Source organism: Enterobacter roggenkampii (assembly GCF_001729805.1).
Taxonomy (GTDB): Bacteria; Pseudomonadota; Gammaproteobacteria; order Enterobacterales; family Enterobacteriaceae; genus Enterobacter; species Enterobacter roggenkampii.
Genome location: NZ_CP017184.1, coordinates 3,068,314 through 3,093,094 on the forward strand (window position 1 = coordinate 3,068,314; position 24,781 = coordinate 3,093,094).

The window sequence follows — 24,781 nt, forward strand, 5'->3', positions numbered from 1 at the left end:
CAAAAAACTCACCATTGAGTTTAATTAGCTGGCTATAACTCAATACATTGCTGCTAGCACAAAAATGACAAAGTACATTTTTATTTCCGCTGTTTTGTATCTCACTTTTATTTTATTAGGGATATGGATCGGCTTGATGTTAGGCACCTATATTTATAATTGTAATTACTGAGGCAATAATGAAAAAGTTAATGATGGTAGCGGCTATATTATCTCTTGCTGCGTGTTCCTCACCAGCTCAACGGATGGCTGATTGTCAAAGCAAAGGAGTGAGTAAAGATGCTTGTTATATTGCAGAGCAAAACCGCACCACAGCCATTAACGCTGCGGCTGAAAAACAGGCTTTAGAGAATGCTGCTCAACTTGCACAGTCAGCGCACAGGCGCCTTCCTGAAGGCTGCACTCAGGTGATGGATGCTGCGGGTCATTGTGATAGCAAGCCAGCCAAAGTAAGCGGTGATTTAAAAAAGTTATCAGGTGATGCGGATCACGTTATGAATAAGCCTGTCTCTGATGCTGCTGAATATCTGCTTTCGAAAGGCTGGAAGCCAAATAAAGGTTCATGGCACAAGGGTAGCTATATTATGCAGCTGGTTGTCGAAAAAGAGAGAGTTGTAAACGCACAATTATCAAAAATGTGATCTTTACAGGACGCTACCACCTGATAAGATTTACGTAGCCCCATGTTTATGGGGCTTTGTTTTAGCTCGTTAATAGATTTACTCCAGCAGCCACGCCCCGCCATGAATAAGCGATGCCCCTCCCGTCCAGGCAAATAACGCCAGCTCGCGGCAGTCGGCATCAGGATATATACGGCTGCTGAGGCACGCCTCACCCTCGTTTACAAACACTTCCACGGAAGAGCTATCAAAGAACAAACGAAGATTAAGCGCGTTGCTAAGGTTAAGCGCGACGCTTCGGGTCCCGCACAGGCCATACTGCGGATAGTCTCGCTCCAGCACCAGGCGCTGCATCTGCGCATCAACATAAAGGCGTAACCCGTCGCCAAGACGAATGCCGTACTGCTCCGCACTGCTGTTGGCGCAATCCCACTGCAGAATGACCTCCATCGCATCGCAGTGTTCCACCAGCGTCATCTGCTGGTTATTAAGCGTACTTATCGGCCAGGGGAACCACGCCCCGCGCAGGCTTTCAACTTCTCTGGCTGGCTGCATTTGCAGATGGTTATCGGCACTCAGCGTCAGCTCGCGAGGTAAGGAGAGCATACCTGCCCAGCCATCCTCCTGTTCCGGCTGCGGGGATTCCCACATGTCCAGCCAGCCGATAACGATGCGGCGGCCGTCAGGCGTCAGGAAGCTTTGCGGCGCATAGAAATCATGCCCGTCGTCCATCTCCACAAATTCACCTTCACGCATAAAGGGCTGACCAGGCTGCCATTCGCCTACCAGATAGCCGCTCTGGAAGAGATTGCGATGTTTAAATCCGTCTGCCGCCAGTCCCTGAGGCGAAAACATTAGCACGCGTTTACCATTGAGAGTGAAAAAGTCCGGGCATTCCCACATATAACCCAGCTCTTTTTCAGCCACCGCGAGCACGCCCCTGTCCTGCCACTCGCGCAGATCGGCAGACCGGTACACACGCACCTGGCCCGTATCCCCCTCGCGCGCGCCAACGACCATGTACCACCACGCCCCTTCACGCCATACCTTCGGATCGCGGAAGTGATGCAGCCCGGGCGGTGTATCAATGACGGTCCCGTGCCGCACAAAATGGATGCCGTCACGGCTGGTTGCCAGGCACTGCACCTGGTAGAGATTAGCCTCATCGTCTGGATCGCCGTGGAATTTGTGGCCGGTGTAGATCAGCGCCAGCGTGTCGCCATCCACCACCGCTGAGCCGGAAAAACAGCCGTCCTTGTCGTCTGGCCCTTCCGGAGCCAGCGCAACCGGTAGGTGCTCCCAGCGAACTAAATCTTTGCTGCGCGCATGGCCCCAGTGCATTGGCCCCCACTGGGTCGAATACGGATGGTGCTGATAAAAGGCGTGATACCAGCCGTCAAACCAGATCAGGCCGTTCGGGTCGTTCATCCAGCCAGCACGCGCGGCGAGGTGGTAACGGGGGTACCAGCGCAGGTTAAGCCCTTCGCGCCTGGACTGCAGTTCCTGTTCTGCTTTCGTAATGGAATACATCATTTCTCTACTCTTTCGATCAGATGGTGGAAGGTTGCGGCATGAGCGGGTCAGAAGAGGACTTACCCGAGCGCAACAGGAAGATGGAGATAAACGTGGTGCTGAAGACCAGTAGCCCCATGATGAGATAGGACTGGGCAAAGCCGTATTTCTCATAGCTGTAACCTGCCAGCGGCGACAGCACCGAGGCAATCACCGAGCTTGTACAGGCAAAGCCCACCAGATAGAGGGTGGAAGAGAGCCGCTTATCAAAATGCAGGCTGTTGTATTTAAAGATGGAGACCAGCAAAACGGGTAGTTCAACCGCGTGCAATAGCTTGGTAATGGAGATCAATACCGGTCCCTCAACCAGACCCGATGCCACCATACGCATCGCCATCACCATTCCGGCGAAAATCAGGCCGTTTTTCGCACCGAGGCGATTCACCAGCCACGGGGCGCAGAACATGCCCGCCGCTTCCAGGAAAACCTGGAAGGAGTTGAGATAGCCGTACATGGCGTTTCCTTCCTGCAGCGTCGGGAACTGTGAGGAGAAATAGACCGGGAACTGCTGGTCGTAGACGCCATAAATACAGGTGCCAATAACGAAAAACACCAGCGCCCAGAAGCGCGGCAGCGTCAACAGACGTAAGGCATCCTCCAGCGTGACCTTACCGCCGGATACCGCCTCCTGCATGGCGTGCGGCGCGGAAGAGACTCTTAGGCGCGCCAGCAACACAAAAAACACCAGCCCGGCGCAGCTCGCCACCGCGAAGTTCAGCTTCGGATTGATGTTGAACAGCAGACCGGCAAAAAAGGTTGCCACCGCCCAGCCAAGGGATCCCCACATCCTCGCCTTGCCAAACTCAAACTGACTCTGGCGGGCCACGCGCTCGGTATAGGATTCCAGTACACCAATCCCGCCGTTAAACGTCAGCCCGATATAAATCCCGCCGAAAATACTGCCGAGTAACACGTTAATCTGCAGCAGATAACCAAACAGCAGGAAGGCCGGACCGGAAAGAATGAGCAGGCTGGTCAGAAACCAGAGCAGGTTTTTTCGCAGGCCGAGTTTGTCCTGAATGAAGCCGTAGCAGATTTGCGCGCACAGCGCGGAGACAGACAGCACGGCATAGATGACCCCCGTATCCCCTGCCTTTAACCCCACCTCCTGGTGAAGCCATATAGAGAGCAACGAGCCGGAAGATGACCACGTGACAAAAAAGAAAAACAGTAATGCGCTTAATAAAGGGTAGCTGTGAGAGTGATGCGTTTTCATCATGACATTCTCATGTTGGAGTAATGACGCAATGGTAACGTTAACATTTACGCTTTCTCATGCTGTTTGGTTGAAATTTAAGATGTTAATCACGAAAGTTAACGTTAACATCAAGAGAATGAGATCGCGATCAAATATTCATCACTGAGGTAAACATGACCCGGCCTGGGCATCAGCCTTTCTTTTACATCAGCGACTTAGTTGTATACCCTTTCACGCAGAGCATTAACGGAGTAAGACAATGGCTTCCCTGAAGGACGTCGCAAAGCTGGCTAACGTATCGCTGATGACGGTCTCCCGCGCGCTGAACAGCCCCGAGCGCCTTAAGCCGGAAACGCTGGCGCGCGTTCAGCTGGCTATTGAGCAGACCAGCTACGTGCCCGATCTGTCCGCCAAGAAAATACGCGGCGCGCATGCCTCGCCTAAAACCATAGGGGTACTGGCGCTCGATACGGTGACGACGCCGTTCTCGGTGGAGATCACGCTGTCTATTGAAGAGACGGCCAGAATGCACGGCTGGAACAGCTTCGTGATGAATATGTTTACCGATGACAATCCGGACGCCATTGTCGACCTTCTCCTCTCTCATCGGCCCGACGGAATTATCTACACCACCATGGGGTTACGTCAGGTTCCTCTCCCGGCCAAACTCCTCACCCTTCCCTGCGTGCTGGCCAACTGCGAAAGCGACGGCGAAAAGGTCGCCAGCTATATTCCCGATGATGAGCAAGGGCAATATACCGCCGTGCGGGCGTTACTCGCGGAGGGTTATCGACGCCCTCTCTGCCTGCATTTACCTGAGGGGCATCTGGCCACAACCCGCCGTCGTCAGGGGCTGGAGCGTGCATGCCGTGAAGCGGGGCTCGATCCGGACAGCCTGGAGCACTGCTATATGGCACTCGGCGATGAGCACTATCGCGACATTCCGGCCGTGTTGCTGGCGCACATGCAGAATGGCATTCCCAGGTTCGACGCCGTTATCTGCGGTAACGATCGTATCGCGTTTATGGTGTACCAGACGCTACTGGGACAAGGGCTTCGTATACCGGACGACGTCGCGGTGATCGGCTATGACAATATGGTTGGCATTGGGGAGTTGTTCCTTCCTCCTCTCACGACGGTACAACTGCCGCACTATGAAATTGGTCGCCTGAGCGCCCTGCATATTATTAACGGTGAAGAACATCAGGAAACCACGCGCGTAGAAAGTCCATTTTTACTGCGTGATTCCGTTGCACAGGCAACGTGAGCACCGTTTTCTGCACCTGCGGGATAAACAGGCAAAGCTTCCCTCCTTTTATGCCGTTCAATGGCACGATTTGTCACACTCTTTTCTGCGGCTTTACACACCGGGCAAATAGCCTGTAACTACCTGTTTTTATTTGGCATAAAATACAATTTTCATTTTAAAAAAGGGGATATTTCCTCGCTATACACACGTGTCACAAAACAGTAAACAAATTAACCATTGAGCCCTGTGGCAAAAGGCTCTATATTGGCGGCGTTTTTTTCAGGCCCCTTCTGTTTTTTAACTTTTTATTCAATCGTGGCTCATAACGAAGCGGCGGTTGTAGGAGTGATATGATGACGGATAAAGTCCGTATTGACACCGTAGATGCCCACAAAAGCAACGAAACCTATCTGGCCCGTCAGGCCGAGTTTGAATCTAACGTCAGGAGTTATCCGCGCAAACTGCCTTTAGCCATCACTAAAGCAGAAGGCGTGTGGATCACCGATGCAGATAATAAAGAATACCTTGACTGTTTAGCAGGTGCAGGGACCCTTGCGCTTGGCCATAACCATCCTGATGTGCTGAAAAGCATCCAAAATGTCATTACCAGCGGCTTGCCGTTACATACTCTGGATCTGACTACGCCTCTGAAAGACGCGTTTTCCGAATACCTGCTCTCTCTGCTGCCTGGTCAGGGCAAAGAGTACTGCCTGCAGTTCACCGGTCCATCCGGTGCTGACGCCGTTGAAGCAGCGCTGAAGCTGGCGAAAAAAGTGACCGGCCGTAGCGGTATCATCAGCTTCTCTGGTGGTTACCACGGCATGACCCACGGCGCACTGTCCGTGACCGGCAACCTGTCACCGAAAGAAGCGGTAGACGGTATGATGCCAGAAGTGCAGTTCATGCCTTACCCGCACGAATACCGTTGCCCGCTGGGTATCGGTGGTGAAGCGGGCGTGAAAGCGCTGACTTACTACTTCGATAACCTGATCAACGACGTTGAAAGCGGCGTGCGTAAACCTGCTGCGGTGATCCTGGAAGCGGTTCAGGGCGAAGGCGGCGTGAACCCGGCTCCGGCTGAGTGGCTGCAGCGCATCCGTAAAGTGACTCAGGAACACGGCATTCTGCTGATCCTCGACGAAGTTCAGGCTGGCTTTGCCCGTACCGGTAAATTCTTCGCCTTCGAACACGCGGGCATCGAGCCAGACATCATCGTGATGTCTAAAGCAGTCGGTGGCGGTCTGCCGCTGGCCGTGCTCGGCATCAAAAAGCAGTTCGACGCATGGGCGCCAGGTCACCACACCGGTACCTTCCGCGGCAACCAGCTGGCGATGGCAACCGGTCTGACGACGCTGAAAATCCTGAAAGACCAGAACATCGCAGGCAAAGTGGCGGCACAGGGCGAATGGCTGAAAGGCCAGCTGAAAGAGATGGCGAAACGTTATCCGGTTATCGGCCACGTGCGCGGTCTGGGCATGATGATCGGTATTGAGATCGTTAAGCCGCACGAAGCCGCTGACCACATGGGCTGCTTCCCGGGCGACGGCGAGCTGTCTGCACTGATTCAGAAGAAGTGCTTCGAAGCCGGTCTGATTCTGGAGCGCGGTGGTCGTAACGGTATCGTTCTGCGTCTGCTGCCTTCTCTGCTGATCAGCGATGAAGAGCTGAAGATCTTCCTGGATAAATTTGAGCAGGCACTGCTTGCTGCGGGCGTTCGCCCGGCGTAACCGGAGTTATTGATTACGATGTCTGATTCAAACCCAATTTTGTTCTCCTCTGCGCAGAGCATTGAAGCTTACCAGCAGGCGATTGAACAAAGCACTCAGGCTGTGATGCAGTGGCTAAAACAGCCTGAGATGTACCAGGGCAAAACGGTCGCGGAACTGCGCGACCGTATTAAGCTGGATTTCAACCCGAAAGGGCTGGGCAACGAAGCGGCGATTGAACGCGCCGTGGAGTTCTTCCTGAAAGACAGCCTGTCCGTTCATCACCCGCAGTGTGTGGCGCACCTGCACTGCCCAAGCCTGGTCGTAAGCCAGGCGGCGGAAGTGCTGATCAACGCCACTAACCAGAGTATGGACTCCTGGGATCAAAGCCCGTCCGCAACCATCATCGAGATCAAACTGATCGAGTGGCTGCGTACCCGCGTGGGTTATCAGGCTGGTGACGCCGGTGTCTTCACCAGCGGCGGAACCCAGAGCAACCTGATGGGCCTGATGCTGGCGCGCGATGCGTTCTTTGCGCGTCAGGGTCACTCCGTTCAGCAGGACGGTCTGGTGGGCGATCTGCGTAAGATCCGCGTACTGTGCTCTGAAAACGCGCACTTCTCCGTGCAGAAAAACATGGCGCTGATGGGTCTGGGCTACCAGTCCGTGGTGCAGGTGAAAACGGACGAATTCTCCCGCATGGATCTGACCGATCTGGCGGCGAAAATCGAACAGTGCAATGCGAACGGCGAGCAGATTCTGGCGATCGTCGCAACGGCAGGTACCACCGATGCCGGTGCTATCGATCCGCTGCGCGCCATTGCTGAACTGGCGGCGAAGCAGAACATCTGGGTACACGTTGATGCGGCCTGGGGCGGCGCGCTGCTGATGTCTGAGCAGTATCGTCACTACCTGGACGGCATTGAGCTGGTGGATTCCGTCACCCTGGACTTCCACAAGCAGTTCTTCCAGACCATCAGCTGCGGCGCCTTCCTGCTGAAAGAAGCGCGCCACTATGAGCTGATGCGCTATCAGGCGGCTTACCTGAACTCTGAGTTCGACGAAGAAGCCGGCGTGCCGAACCTGGTCTCCAAATCTCTGCAGACCACCCGTCGTTTCGACGCGCTGAAGCTGTGGATGAGCCTGGAAGCGCTGGGTCAGGAGCAATACGCGGCGATCATCGATCACGGCGTGACCCTGGCACAGCAGGTTGCGGCGTACGTGAAAGCGCAGCCTGCGCTGGAACTGGTTATGCAGCCGCAGCTGGCAAGCGTGCTGTTCCGCTTCCGCGGACAGGTGCAGACGGATGACGCGGGCATCGCCCTGCTGAACCAGAAAATTGGTGACGCACTGCTGGAATCCGGCCGTGCAAACGTCGGTGTGACCGAGCATAACGGCGTGACCTGCCTGAAGCTGACGCTGCTGAACCCAACCGTGACGCTGGAAGATATCAAAATCCTGCTGTCTCTGGTTGAGCGCACCGCGCAGGAAGTTCTGGCTAAGTAATATAAAACCCCTCTCCCGCCGGGAGAGGGGTTATTCTTATAAGCCCGCCCACCACATCCTGATTTTTAATCCCCAGTAGCTCGTCCAGCCCGTTGTGGTACTGACCACGTTCCCCTTCGATACAATGACTAACGTCGGCGTCACGCTCACCTGCCACGCCTGCGACAGCGCACCGTTTTCATCGTTTATCACCGGCATTTTAAGCTGTTTCTTGTCAACCCAGCGTGCAAGCTTTGCGTTATCACCAGAGCGCATGGCGATACTCACCACGTTCCCGCCCTCTTCTGCCAGCTGATTAACCGCAGGCGTGGTGTAACGGCAAATGCTGCACCAGGTCGCCCAGACGTAGATCAGCAGCGGACGCTCCTGGCTGAGCGCCGCAATATCATGCATTTTTCCGTCGATGCTCGTCATCGGCGTTGCACTAAAACTGGCGGGGAGTGTCGGTTTTCGGTATTGATCAACTCCCCACGCCACGGCCAGCGTCAGCAGAACGAGTATGACTCCTTCCCGCGCCCAGCGGCGCAGTCGATTGATTTTGCGGTTATCCATTGTGACCTCGTGTTTTAACGAAGGTCATCTTAACGGGCAATACACCATCACGCTGTAAAGAAATGTCGCGCCAGGGTTACTCCCGGGTATAGCCATAGTCGTAAGCGCTATACCCCGAGTTGTAATAGAGCGCCGCCGATTTCACAATGTCATTGAGGATCACGCCATTTACCTTTACGTTCATCCGTTCCATACGCTTAAGGCTGGTCTCGATCTCTTTCACGCTGGTTTTACCAAAGCGGGCGACCAGCAGCGTTGTGGCTGCTGCTCTGGCGATCAGCAAAGCATCCGTCACGGCAAGCACAGGTGGAGTGTCGATAATCACGATGTCATACCGCTTTTCAATCTGCGCCATCACAACCTGGAAGCGTTCACTCATGAGCAGGTCAACGGGATGCGTAGGTTGAGGTCCGCAGGTCAGTACATCAAAACCGCCTTTCTCAAAGCGTTGAACCGCCTCCTGCCACTCAACGGTTCCGTCGAGCACGCAGGACAACCCCCGATGATTGTTCAGCCTGAACACATTGTGGACATACCCTTTACGCATATCCGCATCAATAAACAGCACCCGCTGTCCGGCCTGTGCCACAATCGACGCCAGTGAAGTACTGACCAGCGTCTTTCCGCAGTCCTGCGTGGGGCCAGACACCACGACAACCCGGTTTGCGGTATCCATCATGGTAAAATGCAAACTGGTGCGCAGCCCACGCATCGCCTCGACAAACGTATCAGCCGGACGGTCAATGGGCAGGAAAGGCACGTTGGATATCCTGTGCTTCCAGTGGGAAGTAAACAGGTTTCTCCTGCGCAGGTGCGTTTTTTTCCATAACCATACCGAGCGCGGAAGCGTTACCAGCAGCGGCATCCCGAACTCTTCCAGTTGTTCTGACGAGGTAATGCCCCGCTTGAAGGCGGAACGCACTAAAACCGTTCCGGCAGAGAGGAGCAGCCCTATCATCATACCAAACAGAATGATGAGGGCTTTGCGCGGTTTGACTGGGGCAGGCTGCGTCACCGCCGGGTCTATGATCCGCACATTCCCGATAGCGCTGGAGCGCGAGATGCTCAGCTCTTGCTGACGCGTCAGCAACTGCATGTATACGGCGCGCCCGGATTCAACATCACGACTCAGGCGTAATATTTCCTGCTGCGTGGATGGCATGGAGGAGACGCGGCTATACAGGCGCGCGCGTTCCCGCTCAAGCGTTTGTTTTTTCTCCAGTAAAGCACGGTAGGTGGGATGGTCCTTTTTGAACAGCTGGGATACCTCTGCCTCGCGAAACGTCAGCTCGTTAAGCTGATTTTCCACGTTAACTACCTGATCAAGAACCGACTTTGCCTCAAGAGATAAATCGACCGAATCGCTTTGCTCTCGATAAGCATTCAGTCGTGCCTCGGCTTCATCCAGTTCGCGACTGATTTTAGGTAACTGATCCTGTAAGAACGTGAGGCTACGGGAATCTTTAGCTTCCTGGCGCGCAATGTTCTGGCTGAGAAAATTTTCGGCAATCGTATTAAGTACCGTAGCGGTCTTGCCGGGATCGTCACCCGTTAACGTTAAGGCGATCATTCCACTCTGTTTCGACGACTCCACAACCGTCAGTCTGCTCTGAATGGCGTTGATCGCCTCAAGCCTGGTAACGATGTTGAGGGTAAACTGGGTTCCCGGAGCCGCATTGAGGGAGGTCACCAGAAGAGAGACGCCCTCTTTAAGTAGCGCTTTTCCAACAACGCCCTCTGCCTCAAGCGTTTGTCCCTCAAGACGATATCGCCCTTGCTCGAGAACAGTGAGTAAAAGCGTTTGTGGATCCCCCTCCACAGACGGAATATTCAGCGAGCCAATCGTGATTTCAGCGGGGTTGCGCCCGTGAACGTGCTCCCAGAAAGCCCCAATGACGGGGAACAAGCGCCTATTAACCTCGTAGGTCAGCCCTAACCGATCAACGGTCTGTCCGAGGACCATCCGTGATTTAAGGAGTAAAAGTTCTGGAGCGACATCGGGTGAGAGATCGGATCTGAGCGAGGTCAGGTTCTTGAGCAGCGCGTTGCCCTGCTTCGCTTCGACCTGCACCAGGGCATCAGCCTGATAAACCGGCGTGACGCTGAAGGCGTAGATCCCCGCACATACCGTGAACAGAAGCGTAACGCACGCGATCATTACCCGGTGATCGAACATCTCAGCAAGCAACTGAATGAGATCCATTTCGTTATTCTGCGGTGTCGCAGCACTATATTTGTCTGATTTAGAAGACGACATTACGGCTTCATTCCTTGTTAACTCAAACGACGAGCCCATTCCTGACTGGCTTTCCCCAATTGCCCGAAAACATATTCAAAGGCTTCACGGCTTTTGCGATACGGGTCGGGAATGTCCTGGGTTTCCAGCCATTGTCCAAATAGCAGCGATTTTCCCCGGTTCTCCGGGGCCATTGTGGCAATAAAACGAAGGTGTTCCGGCTCCATCACCAGAATCAAGTCGGACTGTTGCAACAGACTGCACGTCACCCTGCGGGCAACGTGCCCCTCCAGCGAAAGGCCGTGACGCAAGGCCACAGCCTGCGCACTCGCATCCGCCGGGCGTCCTTCTAGTCCGAAAATACCTGCAGAGGTGACCTGCCTGCCGGGTAATTGCTGACGCAATAGCCGCTCACCAATGGGTGAGCGGCAAATATTGCCGGTGCAGACCACTAAGATTGAATGGAACATGACTACGGCCACGATCGGATGTTACGAACGGTTTCGGTCAGGTCATGTACGCCGCTGATGGTGGGCACCAGTTGGGAGATCACGCGATTCCAGCGCGATATCGGTGCCGTGGTGACGTAGACAATGTCATACGGCTCAAGCTGGAATTCCGTACCCAACACCATGGCTGAAGCATCTTCCGCATTCAGCTGATAGATATTGGCGATTTTGTCGGTGTCACCTTTTTTCGATACCTGGCGAATAACAAAAATGCCGGTTGCATCGGCCATATTTTGGTTAAGCCCCCCGGCATTGCCCAGGGCCTCGGCCAACGTCATGCCGCTACGATCCATCTTAAGGGTGCTCTGTTTCACCACCTCGCCCATTACGAACACTTTGAGCGCGTCGTTCCGGGGAACAAACAGGATATCGCCAGGATAAAGCAGCTTATTTTGGGTCAAATCGCCATGCTGCATCAGGGCATAGAGTGAGAGGTGGGCGTCCTGTCCATTGTGTGTGAGCACGACGTTACGCCAGTCGGCATCCGCCGAGAGCCCACCCGCGGCGTTAATCGCATCCATCACCGTCAGCGGAATATTGGTTATAGGCTGTTGACCCGATTTTTCCACCTCTCCGGTGACGTAGGCTTTTTGTGAACGGAAGGAGGCTACGCTGACGTCCACCTGCGGACTCTCAATGACGCTATCCAGTCGAGCCGTAATCTCTTCACGTACCTGTGAAACCGTTTTTCCTGCCACCCGCAGTTTACCGACATAGGGATAAAAGAGCGTACCGTCAGCGTTGACCCAGTTGCCTGTATCGCTCGCGCTACGATATTGTCCTGCGGGCGTTGTTAACTCAGGATGATCCCAGACGGTGACCGTCAGGATGTCGCCTGCGCCAATACGGTATTCCCAGTTTTTGATCTGCTTGTCCAGATTAGGATTTGCCTGAGATTTCGACACGGGCGGGCGCAGTTTTTCAATCCACTCCGGCGTCAGCGGAAAAATTTCCACGCGCTTATCAAGCTGATAATTTGCCTCTTTCGCCGAAATAACTTTCTTACCTGACACACTTAAGTTCTGACCAGGTGAAAAAACACACCCTGTTAACTGACTAATACTGAGAAATAACAGCGAAAATGCAGTTGTACTTTTCATTAATATAAATATTTCTTTTTAACGTTGCGTTTATCGTTAAGCCTGTAAAAAGACCCAATCCAACCCCATGAAATGTAATCAATTATGCTTATGAGAGATGAACTTCCTGTCCTTATAAAACACACCTCACCCGCGTTTTAAAAAACAGATCCTATACTCGACCTGGTTAAAAAAACGGATGTCAGCACGCTTCATCCGGAGGCAATATTAAATGCTCTTCAGAGAGAAAGCATTCGCCTCGCGTTCTAACTTTGATATGGAAAGTTATTTTCAGAATTAATTAATGAAATGATAAATATTAAAAATATAATGCATCGACAATATTCCCGATACTGATAAACATCACGCAATTGGGCTACACAAAACCGTCCACTTTTGTTACATTTTTTTTCAAACATACCCTGCGTTGATACTTAAAATGGATTGTCTGCTTCGCTTTCGACGTCCCGCAGACGAAAAGTATCTGTAACGATATCACTGGAGAAAAAATGGCTAAGCGTAAACTGCTGCTTCTGGGTGTATTACTGTCTCTGGCGGGATCCGCATTCTCTGCCCCGCAAACGGCCGCTGCACCCTCCGGCATCAAGGCCTATGAAGAACAAGAGTTCATCGCTGACTTCACGAAATTCAAGATTGGCGACACGGCGCCGGCGCAGTATCAAACGCCGGAGTACACCATCAAACAGTACCAGCTGCGTAACCTGCCGGCTCCGGATGCTGGAACCCACTGGACCTACATGGGCGAGAACTACGTGCTGATCGGCGATGCGGACGGCAAAATCTACAAAGCCTATAACGGAGATATTTTCTATCACCGCTAAGACCATTCTGATCCGCCCCTGGCAGGAAAGCGATCGTCCTTTCCTGCGCACGCTCTTTCTCCACGCCCGGCGTGAGGCCTGGCCATGGCTGGACAGCTCAGACTGGCAGCTTGAAGACTTTGACGCGGCCACCCGTGACGAAGTGATTTGGGTTGCCACACAGAACGGCCATCGCCTGGGCTTTGCCTCCGTCTGGGCGAACGATAATTTTCTGCACAACCTCTTTGTTGACCCGCAGTATCAAAGCCACGGCGTCGGGAAAATGCTTCTGGAACAGGTGCAGAAGACGTTTACCAGTACGGGTTCGCTTAAGTGTCTGGTGAAGAATGCGCGGGCTGTCGCGTTTTACCAGCGGCACGGCTGGCACATTGAGGCGACGGGGGATTCTCCGGAGGGAGAGTATTATTTGATGCACTATCGGCTTGGGTAAAGTCAGGTGGCGCTTCGCTTACCTGACCTACAAAACCGTATTTCGTAGGCCGGGTAAGGCGAAGCCGCCACCCGGCACTAAGCGAAGAAGAGGTATTACACCGCGCGGAACGCGATTTCGCCCGGGATGACTTCGCCCTGCCAGTAAAGCTGCGCCGCAACGCGTCCCGCCAGCTGACGATACATCTCTGCAAATTCGCTGTCCGGACGGCTGACCACCGTCGGCTTGCCGCTGTCCAGATCTTCACGCAGGGTAATGTGCAGCGGCATCTGTCCCAGCAGTTGGGTGTGATACTTCGCAGCCAGTTTTTCTGCCCCGCCCGTACCGAAGATAGGTTCATGGTGACCGCAGTTGCTGCAGATGTGCATGCTCATGTTCTCAACGATACCGAGCACCGGCACTTCCACCTTCTCGAACATCACGATGCCTTTTTTGGCGTCGATCAGCGCGATATCCTGCGGAGTCGTCACCACAACGGCACCCGTCACCGGAATGTTCTGCGCCAGCGTGAGCTGGATGTCACCGGTCCCCGGCGGCATGTCCAGCACCAGGTAATCCAGATCCGGCCACATCGTCTCCTGCAGCATCTGCAGCAGCGCTTTGCTGGCCATCGGGCCGCGCCAGACCATGGCGTTATCGTCAGTCACCAGGTAACCGATGGAATTGGTCGCCAGACCGTGCGCCATGATCGGCGCCATGTGGGTGCCGTCCGGTGAGGTTGGACGCTGGTTTTCCGCGCCCAGCATGTTTGGAATAGACGGGCCGTAGATGTCGGCATCCAGAATACCGACCTTTGCCCCTTCCGCTGCCAGCGCCAGCGCCAGGTTTACGGCGGTAGAGGATTTCCCCACCCCGCCCTTGCCCGAGCTGACGGCAATGATGTTTTTCACGCCGTTGACGCCAGGCTGGTTTTTCACGCGCTTCAGCGTGGCGATGCTGTGGCTCAGCTTCCAGTCGATCGCCTTCGCGCCAGTAATGCGCAGCAGCTCGGCGCTGGTCTGCTCTTTCAGCGCGTCAAAGGCGCTGGTCCAGACGAACGGCATCTGCAGCTCAACGTGCAGCGTGTCGTCCAGCCAGGCAACGTGGTGTAACGCTTTCAGCGTAGTGAGATTGTGCTTCAGGGTTGGATGCTGAAAGTTAGCCAGCGTCCCGGCGACCATTGCTCGTAAGGCTTCCGGTGATTTGGCCTGGGATTGAGAACTCATCCCGACTCCTTTGTTCTTGTGAATAAGACCTTAGATGAACAAGTTTACCTGAAAGGCCGTGGTTTGTGCTTACTTAATAATGCCCCTTTTGGTAATATCAAAAACCCTTTTCACAGTTAAAAGAAGTAATGCCTACTATGACTCAAGTCGCGAAGAAAATTCTGGTAACGTGCGCACTGCCGTACGCCAACGGCTCAATCCACCTCGGCCACATGCTGGAGCATATCCAGGCTGATGTCTGGGTCCGTTACCAGCGAATGCGCGGCCACGAGGTTAACTTCATCTGTGCGGACGATGCCCACGGCACGCCGATCATGCTGAAAGCACAGCAGCTGGGGATCTCCCCGGAGCAGATGATTGCCGAAATGAGTCAGGAGCATCAGACCGATTTTGCTGGCTTTGACATCAGCTATGACAACTATCACTCCACGCACAGCGACGAAAACCGCGAGCTGTCGGAGCTGATCTACACCCGTCTGAAAGAGAACGGTTTTATCAAAAACCGCACCATCTCTCAGCTGTACGATCCGGAAAAAGGCATGTTCCTGCCGGACCGCTTCGTCAAAGGCACCTGTCCGAAATGTAAATCCCCGGACCAGTACGGCGATAACTGCGAAGTGTGCGGCGCGACCTACAGCCCAACCGAGCTTATCGAGCCGAAATCCGTGGTTTCCGGCGCCACGCCTGTGATGCGTGACTCCGAGCACTTCTTCTTCGACCTGCCGTCCTTCAGCGAAATGCTGCAGGCGTGGACCCGCAGCGGCGCGCTGCAGGAGCAGGTAGCGAACAAGATGCAGGAGTGGTTCGAATCCGGCCTGCAGCAGTGGGATATCTCCCGCGATGCGCCGTATTTCGGCTTCGAAATCCCGAACGCACCGGGCAAATACTTCTACGTCTGGCTGGACGCGCCAATCGGCTACATGGGCTCCTTCAAGAACCTGTGCGACAAGCGTGGCGACACCGTCAGCTTCGACGAATACTGGAAGAAAGACTCTACCGCCGAGCTGTACCACTTCATCGGCAAAGACATCGTTTACTTCCACAGCCTGTTCTGGCCGGCCATGCTGGAAGGCAGCAACTTCCGCAAGCCAACCAACCTGTTTGTTCACGGCTACGTGACGGTGAACGGCGCCAAGATGTCCAAGTCCCGCGGGACGTTCATCAAGGCCAGCACCTGGCTGAACCACTTCGACGCGGACAGCCTGCGCTACTACTACACCGCGAAGCTCTCTTCCCGCATCGACGATATCGACCTGAACCTGGAAGATTTCGTGCAGCGCGTGAACGCGGACATCGTCAACAAGGTGGTGAACCTGGCGTCCCGTAACGCGGGCTTTATTGCCAAGCGCTTTGACGGCGTGCTTTCTGCCGAACTGGCCGATCCGGTGCTGTATAAAACCTTCACCGATGCCGCCGCTGCGGTTGGCGAAGCCTGGGAAAGCCGTGAATTCGGTAAAGCGATTCGTGAAATCATGGCGCTGGCCGACGTTGCCAACCGCTATGTGGACGAGCAGGCCCCGTGGGTGGTCGCGAAACAGGAAGGCCGTGACGCCGACCTGCAGGCGATCTGCACCATGGGTCTGAACATGTTCCGCGTGCTGATGACCTGGCTGAAGCCGGTTCTGCCACAGCTGGCAGCCCGCGCTGAAGCGTTCCTGAACACCGAACTGACCTGGGATGCAATCCAGCAGCCGCTGCTCGGCCATAAGGTGAACACCTTCAAGGCGCTGTACAACCGCATCGAGATGAAGCAGGTTGAAGCCCTGGTAGAAGCATCCAAAGAAGAAGTGAAGGCGGCTGCGGCACCGGTCACCGGCCCGCTGGCGGACGATCCGATTCAGGAAACCATTACCTTCGATGATTTCGCCAAAGTCGACCTGCGCGTGGCGCTGATCGAGAACGCGGAGTTCGTGGACGGCTCTGACAAGCTGCTGCGCCTGACGCTGGATCTGGGCGGCGAGAAGCGCAACGTCTTCTCCGGGATCCGCTCTGCGTATCCGGATCCGCAGGTGCTGATCGGCCGTCAGACCGTGATGGTGGCGAACCTGGCGCCGCGTAAAATGCGCTTCGGCATCTCTGAGGGGATGGTGATGGCCGCAGGCCCTGGCGGGAAAGATATCTTCCTGTTAAGCCCTGACGAAGGCGCGAAGCCGGGTCAGCAGGTGAAATAACAAAAAAGCCGGAGATTATCTCCGGCTTTTTTTGCCCGGCGGCGCTACGCCTGCACGGGCCTACGGGTTTTGTAGGCCGGGTAAGGCGAAGCCGCCACCCGGCTAAACATCACGCCTTCGGGTGATGCACCCGGTGGGTCAGCCCGCGCAGGAAATTACGCAGGAACTGGTCGCCACACTCGCGGTAGTTTTTATGATCCGGTGCGCGCATCATGGCGGTCACTTCCGGCACGGATACGCGGAATTTTTGCTCGGTCATGATCGCCACGATATCGTCCGTTTTCAGCGAGAACGCGATACGCAGCTTTTTCAGCACCGTGTTGTTGTTCACCCGACGCTCCAGCGCCAGCTCTGGCGCGGCCGGATCCTTGCCACGCTTATCGTAAATCAGGCCGTTCAGGAAGCCCGACAGAATGATATCAGGACAGCGGACAAACCCCTCTTCGTCTTCTTTGGTCATCCACGTGTCAAAACTCGCAGACGTGGATTCCATGTCGGACAGCGCAAGAATGCGCACCATGTCGTTATTGTTCGCTTTCAGGGTGTAGCGCAGGCTACGAAGAATATCGTTACTTAGCATAGAGCCTTCGAATGTCGATGATGCAATGGCGCGCAGTGTACCAGCTTTACAGCCCAATCGCCTCTTTCAAACTCTTCAGGTAGCGGCGGCTGACCGGGACGGTTTGCCCGGCGCGCAGCACCAGCTCGGCCTGGCCGTTATCTTCCAGGCGGATCTCCTTCAGATGCGCCATATTCACCAGGTACTGGCGGTGACAGCGAATCAGCGGCGTGCGGCTCTCCAGCGTGCGCAGGGTCAGCTCGGTAAACCCTTCGTTCCCTTCCGCGCTGGTAACAAATACCCCGCTCAGGCGGCTGCTGACAAAGGCCACATCATCCATCTGCAGAAGATAGATCCGGCTGTGCCCGGTGCAGGGGATAAACTTCAGCGGCTGCTGGTTCTCCGCCAGCAGCGTGACGTCCTGCACGGTGCGCTCCTGGCGTAAACGGGTGAGCGTTTTATCCAGACGCTTCTCTTCAATCGGCTTGAGTAAATAATCAAACGCATGCTCCTCAAAGGCCTTAACGGCATATTCGTCGAACGCCGTCAGAAACACGATGTAGGGGCGATGTTCCGGGTCAAGCATGCCGACCATCTCCAGCCCGCTGATGCGGGGCATCTGAATATCGAGGAACAGCACGTCCGGGCGCAGCTTGTGCACCGCGCCGATAGCCTCAATGGCGTTCGCGCACTCCCCCACAATCTCAATATCCGGCTGCTCCTGCAGCAGAACGCGCAGGTTTTCCCGTGCCAGCGGCTCGTCATCCACAATCAGCACTTTTAACATGCGTTTTCCTCCAGCGGCAGTCGTAGGGTAATACGGGTAAATCGGTCGGGCTCGCAGGCGACGGTAATGCCACAGTCATCGCCAAAATGGGCGCGCAGGCGTTTATCCACCAGGCTCATCCCTAAACCGCCGGAGGCGGAAGGCTGATAAAGCCCGGCATTATCTTCAATATCCAGCACCAGGTGATGGTTGAATCGGCTGGCGGCAATGGTTATCTCCCCCCTTCCCAGCAGCTGTGATGTACCGTGCTTAATGGCGTTTTCCACAATCGGCTGCAGGGTAAAGGCCGGAAGATGCTGATACGCCAGCTCGTCCGGCACGGAGAGCGACACCTGCAGACGCGACTGGAAACGCGCCTGCTCAATCTGCAGATAGGCATTCACGTGCTCAATCTCATCGGCGAGGGTCACGATCTCCGACGGCCGCTTCAGGTTCTTGCGGAAAAAGGTCGACAGAAACTGCACCAGTTGGGCGGCCTGATCGCTGTCGCGGCGGATCACCGCTTTGAGCGTATTGAGGGCGTTGAACAGGAAATGCGGATTGACCTGCGCATGCAGCAGCTTAATCTCCGACTGCGTCAGCAGGGCTTTCTGCCGCTCATACTGCCCGGCGAGGATTTGCGCGGACAGCAGCTGGGCGATCCCCTCCCCCAGCGTGCGGTTGATGGAGCTGAACAGACGGTTTTTCGCCTCATACAGCTTGATGGTGCCCATCACCCGCTGATTCTCGCCGCGAAGCGGAATCACCAGCGTGGAGCCCAGCTTGCACTGGGGATGCAGCGAACAGCGGTAAGGCACTTCGTTACCGTCGGCATACACCACCTCGCCGGTTTCGATGGCGCGCAGCGTATAGGCTGAGGAGATCGGTTTGCCCGGCAGATGGTGATCGTCGCCCGTACCGGTAAAGGCCAGCAGCTTTTCCCGATCGGTTATCGCGACCGCGCCGATATCCAGCTCCTTGTAGAGCACCTGAGCCACCTTCATGCTGTTCTCTTCGTTAAACCCCTGGCGCAGGATCCCTTCGGTCGAGGCGGCAACCTTCAGCGCCGTGGCGGAAAAGGCCGAGGTGTACTTCTCAAACATGGCGCGCTTGTCGAGCAGGATGCGCATAAACAGCGCCGCGCCCACGGTATTGGTCACCATCATCGGAGCGGCAATGCTGCTGACCAGGTGCAGCGCATCCTCAAACGGACGGGCAATCAGCAGGATGATCGCCATCTGCGCCATTTCGGCCACAAAGGTAATGGCTCCGGCGGTGAGCGGGCTGAAGACTTTATCCGGGCGACCGCGCTTAATCATATAGCTGTGCACCAGGCCGCCGAGAAGCCCTTCAACGATCGTGGAGATCATACAGCTCAGCGCCGTCATCCCGCCCATGGAATAGCGATGCAGCCCCCCGGTTAAACCGACAAGCCCCCCGACGACGGGACCGCCGAGCAGCCCGCCCATCACCGCGCCGATAGCGCGCGTATTGGCAATAGAGTCTTCGATATGAAGACCAAACCAGGTCCCCATAATGCAGAATATGGAAAATACGACGTAGCAGAGGAATTTGTGCGGCAGACGGACGGTGACCTGCATCAGCGGGATAAACAGGCGCGTTTTGCTCATCAGCCAGGCAATGACCAGAAACACACACATCTGCTGAAGCAACAGCAGCACCAGGTTAAACTCGTACATACTCAAAACCGCACACGCTAAAAAACGCGTAACATACACGGATGCGGCTCAACTTTCTTTGAAGCATCCCAAAAAAGCGCAAAATCGTGCCCGTTATCACACCTTTTTCAGAATATCGCATACGCTTCGCATTCTTTGCGTAAAAAACAATCAATTCTTCCTGGTTCGGCAAAGTGGGTCTACAGTTAAGCTGGGGACGCGTAAGCCAGGGGGCGAATATGGCGCTTTACACGATCGGTGAAGTGGCACTCCTTTGTGATATCAATCCCGTTACCCTACGGGCGTGGCAGCGACGGTATGGATTACTCAAACCGCAGAGGACCGACGGTGGGCATCGCCTTTTTAATGATGACGATATCGACCGCATTCGCGAAATCAAAAGCTGGATCGACAACGGCGTGCAGGTTGGGAAAGTGAAGTCCCTGCTGAGCCACGACGACCCGGATACGCAACATCTCTGGCGCGAACAACAGGAAACCCTGCTGCGGCTCCTGCAGGCGGGCAACCTGCAGCGCCTGCGTGGATGGATAAAAGAGCAGGGTCGCGATTACCCGGCGCAGACGCTGATCTCCCATCTTTTCATTCCGCTCCGGCGACGCCTGCAGTGCCAGCAGTCCACCCTGCAGGCGCTGCTCAGCATGCTCGACGGCGTGCTGATCAACTACATTGCCGTCTGCCTTGCCTCAGCGAAGAACAAAGCCGGAAAAGATGCGCTGGTTGTCGGCTGGAACGTACACGATACCACCCGCCTGTGGCTGGAAGCGTGGATTGCCACCCAGAAGGGCTGGCGCGTGGATGTTCTGGCGCACTCGCTGGCGCAGCTCAGACCTGAGTTTTTCGACGGCCAGACCCTGCTGGTCTGGTGTGGCGAAGTGCCGTCCGCCTCGCAGCAACAGCTGCTGACGGAATGGCGTGAGAATGGTTACCCGGTCTATTCCCTTGGTCCGGATGAGCCATAACGGCATTTAATGGTTCATTAACAGCTGCGCTTCACCGTATAATTGTTCCGTTAACAACAGGAGCACATGATGAAGGCAACCAAACTGGCCATTATTACCCTTTTTGTCCTGATGGCCGTAAGCGGTATCGGCGGCGTGATGCTGGCAGGGTACTCGTTTATTGTTCGCGGCGGTGTCGGCTGAGGTACAGCGCCAGCCGCTCAAAAGCGCGATCGACGACGATTGCCGCCAGCGCAACCAGCAGCGCTCCCTGCACAATATACGCCGTATTAAACCCGCTTAAGCCGATAATGATCGGCGTGCCCAGCGTATTAGCGCCGACCGTCGACGCAATGGTCGCCGTCCCGATGTTAATGATGACCGACGTGCGGATCCCGGCAATGATAACCGGTGCCGCTAGCGGCAGTTCAACCTTGCGCAGCCGCTGGCCGCGACTCATCCCCATCCCTTCCGCCACGCTCAGCACGGACGCAGGTACCGCCGCGAGGCCCGCCAGCGTGCCCTGCAGCACCGGCAATACGCCGTACAGAATCAGCGCAATGATGGCAGGCTGTTGGCCAAAGCCCATCACCGGCACCGCTATCGCCAGCACCGCCACCGGGGGAAACGTCTGTCCGATGGCCGCAATCGTCTCCACCAGCGGGCGAAACTCCCGGCCCGCGGGCCGCGTGACCGCGATGCCCGCCCCCACGCCCAGCACAACCGCGATGGCGCTTGAGAGCGCCACCAGCCAGAGATGCGCCAGGGCGAGATTAATGAAGCTCTCCTGCTGATATACCGGCCGCGGCAGCCCGGGAAAGAGACTGTTAAACAGCGCCGCGCTGTGGGGCATCAGAAACAGTAAGCCGACAAAGAGCGCTACCAGCCAGAGAAGCGGATCACGCAGTGCCTTCACGCGTCACCTCCCCGGCCAGCAGATCGCGAAAGTGTAAGGTGCCGCACGGCGCGCCCCGGGCATCCGAAACGGGCAATACTTCGCACTGGCGCGCGACAAACGCGGAGAGCGCATCCCGCAGGCTCATCTGCGCCTGCAGCGGTTCGCCGCTCACCGGCGCCGCCTCCCGACGCATATAGTCGCTCACCGTTCGCAGGGAGAGCAGCCTGACGCCCAACTCGCTGCGGCCAAAAAACTCGCGCACAAAGTCATTCTTCGGCCAGGTTAACAGCTCAAGCGGCGAGCCCTGCTGCACCACTTCGCCATGATCCATCAGCACCAGATGGTCAGCCAGGCGCAGGGCTTCATCAATATCGTGCGTCACGAGCACGATCGTGCGTCCGAGAATGCGGTGAATGCGGGTCATCTCCGCCTGCAGCGCCCCGCGCGTGACCGGATCCAGCGCGCCGAAGGGTTCGTCCATCAGCAGCACCTGCGGGTTGGCCGCCAGCGCGCGCGCCACGCCCACGCGCTGCTGCTGCCCACCGGAAAGCTGGTGCGGATAGCGGTCGCGCAGCGCGGGCTCTAGCCCCAGCAGAGCCATCAGCTCATCAACACGTTCGGCGATTTTCGTCCGCGACCATTTCTCCAGCTGCAGCACGGTGGCGATGTTCTGCGCCACCGTCCAGTGCGGAAACAGGCCGATGGACTGAATGGCATAGCCCATCCGACGGCGCAGCTCCAGCACCGGCAGGCTGCGGATCTCTTCCCCGGCAAAGCGGATCAGCCCGCTGTCATGCTCCACCAGCCGGTTGATCATCTTCAGGGTGGTGGATTTGCCCGACCCGGAGGTGCCAATCAGCACGGAAAACGCGCCCTCGGCAAAGTTCAGGTTCAGGTGGCTCGCCGCGGGGCGACCGGCAAAGGTTTTACTGACATCATGAAATTCAATCATTGGCTCTTCTCCCGAGCAGCGCGAGCCATAAGGCAAACAGTGCGTCGACGACCACCGCCAGCGCAATCGTGGGCACCACGCCCAATAACACCAGATCCAGGGCACTGCTCAGCAGCCCCTGGAAGACCAGCGCGCCAAAGCCGCCCGCGCCAATCAGCGCCGCAATCACCGCCATGCCGACGGTCTGGACCGCCACCACCCGCAGGCTGCGCAACAGCAGGGGCAGCGCCAGCGGCAGCTGAATTTTCCAGAAACACTGCCGCGCGCTCATTCCCATCGCATGGGCGCTTTCCAGCACGTCAGGTGCGACCTGACCTAAGCCCGCGACCACGCCGCGTACCAGCGGCAGCAGGGCATACAGCACCAGCGCGATAAGCGCGGGCGTTAATCCCGTTCCGGCTATTCCCAGCATTCCCAGCGCCGGAAACGACTTCACCAGCCCGGCCAGCGGCGCAATCAGCAGGCCAAACAGCGCGACGGAAGGAATGGTCTGGATAACATTGAGCACGGTAAAAACCCCGCCCTGGCGTGAAGGATGGCGATAGCACCACATGCCAAGGGGGATCCCAACCAGAAGCGCCGGAAAGAGCGTACCGAAGAGGATCGTCAGGTGCTGCGCGAGGGCATCATCAAACACCTCCTGACGGTTGGCGTATTCTTTTAACAGCGAGAGGTTGTTCAGCTCACCGCTGAACAGCAGGAGTAAAGGAATACACCATATCTGCGCATTGAGCACCCATCGCCAGACGGCGCTGGGGATGAGTCGACGAATCGCATCGCTGCAGGCCAGCAGGCAGAGCGCCAGCCACAGCCACAGGCCGCTGCCGATAGTGGTTCTCGCCAGCGGACTTTCCGCCGAGGCCATATGCGTCGCCGCCAGCCCGGCGCTCCAGAACAGGAGAATAAACAGCCCTTCAGAGAGAAGCAGCGTCAGCCACTGGGCCGGGCGTCCCTGCCAGAGCGACAGGATCACCCACGCGCCCAGCGCCGCCGCCAGCCACCCCGGCGTAAACGACCAGACCTGCCAGAGCGCTTTGCCCTCCCCCGACATCAGGCGGTTTGGGGCAACGTTAACAAACGGTAACGCGACCGCCGCGATGGCTACGCAGGCCAGCAGCAGCAGGACGCGGTTATGACATTTTATTGGCACAGCCTTTTCCCGTTACTTCACAAGCCCTTGTTGTTTCAGGAAGTCGGCGGCCACTTTTTTGGCATCCAGCCCCTCGACGGCAATGCTGGCATTCAGCTGCTGCAGCGTTTTTTCATCCAGCTTTTCGAAGACCGGTTTGAGCCATTCTGCAATGTCCGGGTACGCTTTCAGCACCGCCTCACGCACCACCGGGGTCGGCGCATAAATTGGCTGTACGCCTTTTGGATCGGTCAGGGTCTGCAGGCCAAGCGCCGCCACCGGGCCGTCGGTGCCGTAGGCCATGGCCGCGTTAACGCCGGAGGTTTGCTGTGCCGCCGCTTTGATGGTCACTGCGGTATCCCCGCCCGCCAGCGAGAGAAGCTGCGCCTGGTCGAGCTTGAAGTCGTAGGCTTTTTCAAACGCGGGCAGCGCGTCAGGACGCTCGATAAACTCCGCCGACGCCGCAAGCTTAAAGTCGCCCTTCTCTTTCAGGTAGCGGCTGAGATCCGCCAGGGTAGTCAGCTTCCCTTTCTCCGCCACGTCCTTGCGCACGGCGATAGTCCAGGTATTGTTGGCCGGTGCCGGGGTCAGCCAGACCAGTTTGTTCTGTTCCGCGTCCAGCTTTTTGACTTTCTCATACCCGGCTTTGGCGTTTTTCCATGCCGGATCGTTTTCATCTTTGAAGAAGAATGCGCCGTTGCCGGTGTATTCCGGGTAGATATCCAGCTCGCCGGAGGTAATCGCGCCGCGCACGACGGGCGTGGTGCCGAGCTGGACTTTATTGACCGTTTTCACGCCGTGGCTTTCCAGCACCTGCAAGATGATATTGCCGAGCAGCGCGCCTTCGGTATCGATCTTCGAACCCACTTTTACCGGCTCCGCCGCCTGTAACGGCAGGCTCAGCGCCGCCAGTAACACCGCAGATCCCAACATCCCCTTTGCAATCGTCATTCCGCTATCCTCA

The 24,781-nt window shown here is 56.2% G+C and carries 23 protein-coding genes; 9 read left to right on the top strand and 14 right to left on the bottom strand.

The features are described from left to right. The first annotated feature begins 179 nt into the window (after positions 1 to 179). Positions 180 to 641, top strand: a complete 462-nt coding sequence (locus BFV67_RS14405; protein ID WP_069598541.1) for a hypothetical protein — start codon at positions 180 to 182, stop codon at positions 639 to 641. 78 nt (positions 642 to 719) lie between these two features. Here the strand turns inward: BFV67_RS14405 and BFV67_RS14410 are convergent, their stop codons facing one another. Continuing rightward, the gene (locus BFV67_RS14410; RefSeq protein WP_069598542.1) at positions 720 to 2,153 is read right to left on the bottom strand and encodes a glycoside hydrolase family 32 protein; all 1,434 of its coding nucleotides are present in this window, start codon (positions 2,151 to 2,153) and stop codon (positions 720 to 722) included. A gap of 16 nt (positions 2,154 to 2,169) precedes the next feature. Beyond that, the gene (locus tag BFV67_RS14415) at positions 2,170 to 3,411 is read right to left on the bottom strand and encodes an MFS transporter (protein ID WP_021241479.1); all 1,242 of its coding nucleotides are present in this window, start codon (positions 3,409 to 3,411) and stop codon (positions 2,170 to 2,172) included. A gap of 238 nt (positions 3,412 to 3,649) precedes the next feature. Here BFV67_RS14415 and BFV67_RS14420 point away from each other — a divergent pair, with 238 nt between their 5' ends. From BFV67_RS14420 to BFV67_RS14430, 3 genes are all read left to right on the top strand, one after another. Continuing rightward, positions 3,650 to 4,657 carry a LacI family DNA-binding transcriptional regulator gene (locus BFV67_RS14420; protein ID WP_021241480.1) on the top strand — a complete coding sequence of 336 codons (1,008 nt, stop codon included), beginning with the start codon at positions 3,650 to 3,652 and terminating at the stop codon, positions 4,655 to 4,657. A gap of 332 nt (positions 4,658 to 4,989) precedes the next feature. Further along, a complete protein-coding gene (locus tag BFV67_RS14425; protein WP_014884533.1) occupies positions 4,990 to 6,366 on the top strand; it encodes a diaminobutyrate--2-oxoglutarate transaminase in 1,377 nt (458 codons plus the stop codon). 18 nt (positions 6,367 to 6,384) lie between these two features. Continuing rightward, positions 6,385 to 7,851, top strand: a complete 1,467-nt coding sequence (locus tag BFV67_RS14430; RefSeq protein WP_069598543.1) for a pyridoxal phosphate-dependent decarboxylase family protein — start codon at positions 6,385 to 6,387, stop codon at positions 7,849 to 7,851. Between the two features lie 36 nt (positions 7,852 to 7,887). Here BFV67_RS14430 and BFV67_RS14435 read toward each other — a convergent pair whose 3' ends face one another. From BFV67_RS14435 to BFV67_RS14450, 4 genes are all read right to left on the bottom strand, one after another. Then, entirely contained in the window at positions 7,888 to 8,403 is a 516-nt protein-coding gene (locus tag BFV67_RS14435; protein ID WP_023325651.1) for a protein disulfide oxidoreductase, read from the bottom strand. Positions 8,404 to 8,479: 76 nt separating this feature from the next. Further along, a complete protein-coding gene (locus BFV67_RS14440) occupies positions 8,480 to 10,660 on the bottom strand; it encodes a polysaccharide biosynthesis tyrosine autokinase (RefSeq protein ID WP_069598544.1) in 2,181 nt (726 codons plus the stop codon). Between the two features lie 17 nt (positions 10,661 to 10,677). Beyond that, the gene (locus BFV67_RS14445) at positions 10,678 to 11,109 is read right to left on the bottom strand and encodes an arsenate reductase/protein-tyrosine-phosphatase family protein (protein WP_021241484.1); all 432 of its coding nucleotides are present in this window, start codon (positions 11,107 to 11,109) and stop codon (positions 10,678 to 10,680) included. Between the two features lie 2 nt (positions 11,110 to 11,111). After that, on the bottom strand, positions 11,112 to 12,248 hold the full coding sequence (locus tag BFV67_RS14450; RefSeq protein ID WP_069598545.1) for a polysaccharide export protein: 1,137 nt from the start codon (positions 12,246 to 12,248) through the stop codon (positions 11,112 to 11,114). Positions 12,249 to 12,736: 488 nt separating this feature from the next. Here BFV67_RS14450 and BFV67_RS14455 point away from each other — a divergent pair, with 488 nt between their 5' ends. Both BFV67_RS14455 and BFV67_RS14460 read left to right on the top strand, forming a co-directional pair. Next, a complete protein-coding gene (locus BFV67_RS14455) occupies positions 12,737 to 13,069 on the top strand; it encodes an RcnB family protein (RefSeq protein WP_008500887.1) in 333 nt (110 codons plus the stop codon). Beyond that, entirely contained in the window at positions 13,014 to 13,499 is a 486-nt protein-coding gene (locus tag BFV67_RS14460) for a GNAT family N-acetyltransferase (protein ID WP_008500888.1), read from the top strand. The genes BFV67_RS14455 and BFV67_RS14460 overlap by 56 nt, the downstream gene beginning before the upstream one ends. A gap of 95 nt (positions 13,500 to 13,594) precedes the next feature. Here BFV67_RS14460 and apbC read toward each other — a convergent pair whose 3' ends face one another. Next, positions 13,595 to 14,704 (bottom strand): iron-sulfur cluster carrier protein ApbC, encoded by a 1,110-nt coding sequence (apbC, locus tag BFV67_RS14465; RefSeq protein WP_008500889.1) that lies wholly within the window; start codon positions 14,702 to 14,704, stop codon positions 13,595 to 13,597. A gap of 137 nt (positions 14,705 to 14,841) precedes the next feature. On the opposite strand from apbC, the gene metG reads away from it, so the two are divergent. Next, on the top strand, positions 14,842 to 16,875 hold the full coding sequence (gene metG / locus BFV67_RS14470; RefSeq protein ID WP_039025047.1) for a methionine--tRNA ligase: 2,034 nt from the start codon (positions 14,842 to 14,844) through the stop codon (positions 16,873 to 16,875). 109 nt (positions 16,876 to 16,984) lie between these two features. On the opposite strand, the gene BFV67_RS14475 is transcribed toward metG, so the two are convergent. From BFV67_RS14475 to BFV67_RS14485, 3 genes are read right to left on the bottom strand one after another with little or no spacing between them, the layout of a single operon-like run. Continuing rightward, the gene (locus BFV67_RS14475) at positions 16,985 to 17,455 is read right to left on the bottom strand and encodes a YehS family protein (RefSeq protein ID WP_008500891.1); all 471 of its coding nucleotides are present in this window, start codon (positions 17,453 to 17,455) and stop codon (positions 16,985 to 16,987) included. A 46-nt stretch (positions 17,456 to 17,501) separates the two neighbouring features. After that, entirely contained in the window at positions 17,502 to 18,221 is a 720-nt protein-coding gene (gene btsR, locus BFV67_RS14480) for a two-component system response regulator BtsR (protein ID WP_069598546.1), read from the bottom strand. Further along, positions 18,215 to 19,900, bottom strand: coding sequence for a sensor histidine kinase (locus BFV67_RS14485; protein ID WP_032622865.1), 1,686 nt, complete (start codon positions 19,898 to 19,900; stop codon positions 18,215 to 18,217). The genes btsR and BFV67_RS14485 overlap by 7 nt, the downstream gene beginning before the upstream one ends. A gap of 218 nt (positions 19,901 to 20,118) precedes the next feature. Here BFV67_RS14485 and mlrA point away from each other — a divergent pair, with 218 nt between their 5' ends. Then, positions 20,119 to 20,859: an HTH-type transcriptional regulator MlrA gene (mlrA, locus tag BFV67_RS14490; protein WP_008500894.1), complete on the top strand. Its 741-nt coding sequence runs from the start codon at positions 20,119 to 20,121 to the stop codon at positions 20,857 to 20,859. Positions 20,860 to 20,928: 69 nt separating this feature from the next. Continuing rightward, positions 20,929 to 21,042 carry a protein YohO gene (locus tag BFV67_RS23875; RefSeq protein WP_008500895.1) on the top strand — a complete coding sequence of 38 codons (114 nt, stop codon included), beginning with the start codon at positions 20,929 to 20,931 and terminating at the stop codon, positions 21,040 to 21,042. Here the strand turns inward: BFV67_RS23875 and BFV67_RS14495 are convergent. The 4 genes from BFV67_RS14495 to osmF are packed head-to-tail and all read right to left on the bottom strand — an operon-like array spanning position 21,017 to position 24,768. Continuing rightward, entirely contained in the window at positions 21,017 to 21,754 is a 738-nt protein-coding gene (locus tag BFV67_RS14495; RefSeq protein ID WP_008500896.1) for an ABC transporter permease, read from the bottom strand. The genes BFV67_RS23875 and BFV67_RS14495 overlap by 26 nt on opposite strands. Next, positions 21,738 to 22,688 (bottom strand): ABC transporter ATP-binding protein, encoded by a 951-nt coding sequence (locus BFV67_RS14500; RefSeq protein WP_008500897.1) that lies wholly within the window; start codon positions 22,686 to 22,688, stop codon positions 21,738 to 21,740. The genes BFV67_RS14495 and BFV67_RS14500 overlap by 17 nt, the downstream gene beginning before the upstream one ends. Beyond that, the gene (locus tag BFV67_RS14505; protein ID WP_008500898.1) at positions 22,681 to 23,838 is read right to left on the bottom strand and encodes an ABC transporter permease; all 1,158 of its coding nucleotides are present in this window, start codon (positions 23,836 to 23,838) and stop codon (positions 22,681 to 22,683) included. Before BFV67_RS14505 ends, BFV67_RS14500 begins: the two co-directional genes overlap by 8 nt. 12 nt (positions 23,839 to 23,850) lie before the next feature. Next, complete coding sequence (gene osmF / locus BFV67_RS14510; protein ID WP_021241490.1) at positions 23,851 to 24,768, bottom strand: glycine betaine ABC transporter substrate-binding protein OsmF; 918 nt, start codon at positions 24,766 to 24,768, stop codon at positions 23,851 to 23,853. Between the last annotated feature and the right edge of the window lie 13 nt (positions 24,769 to 24,781).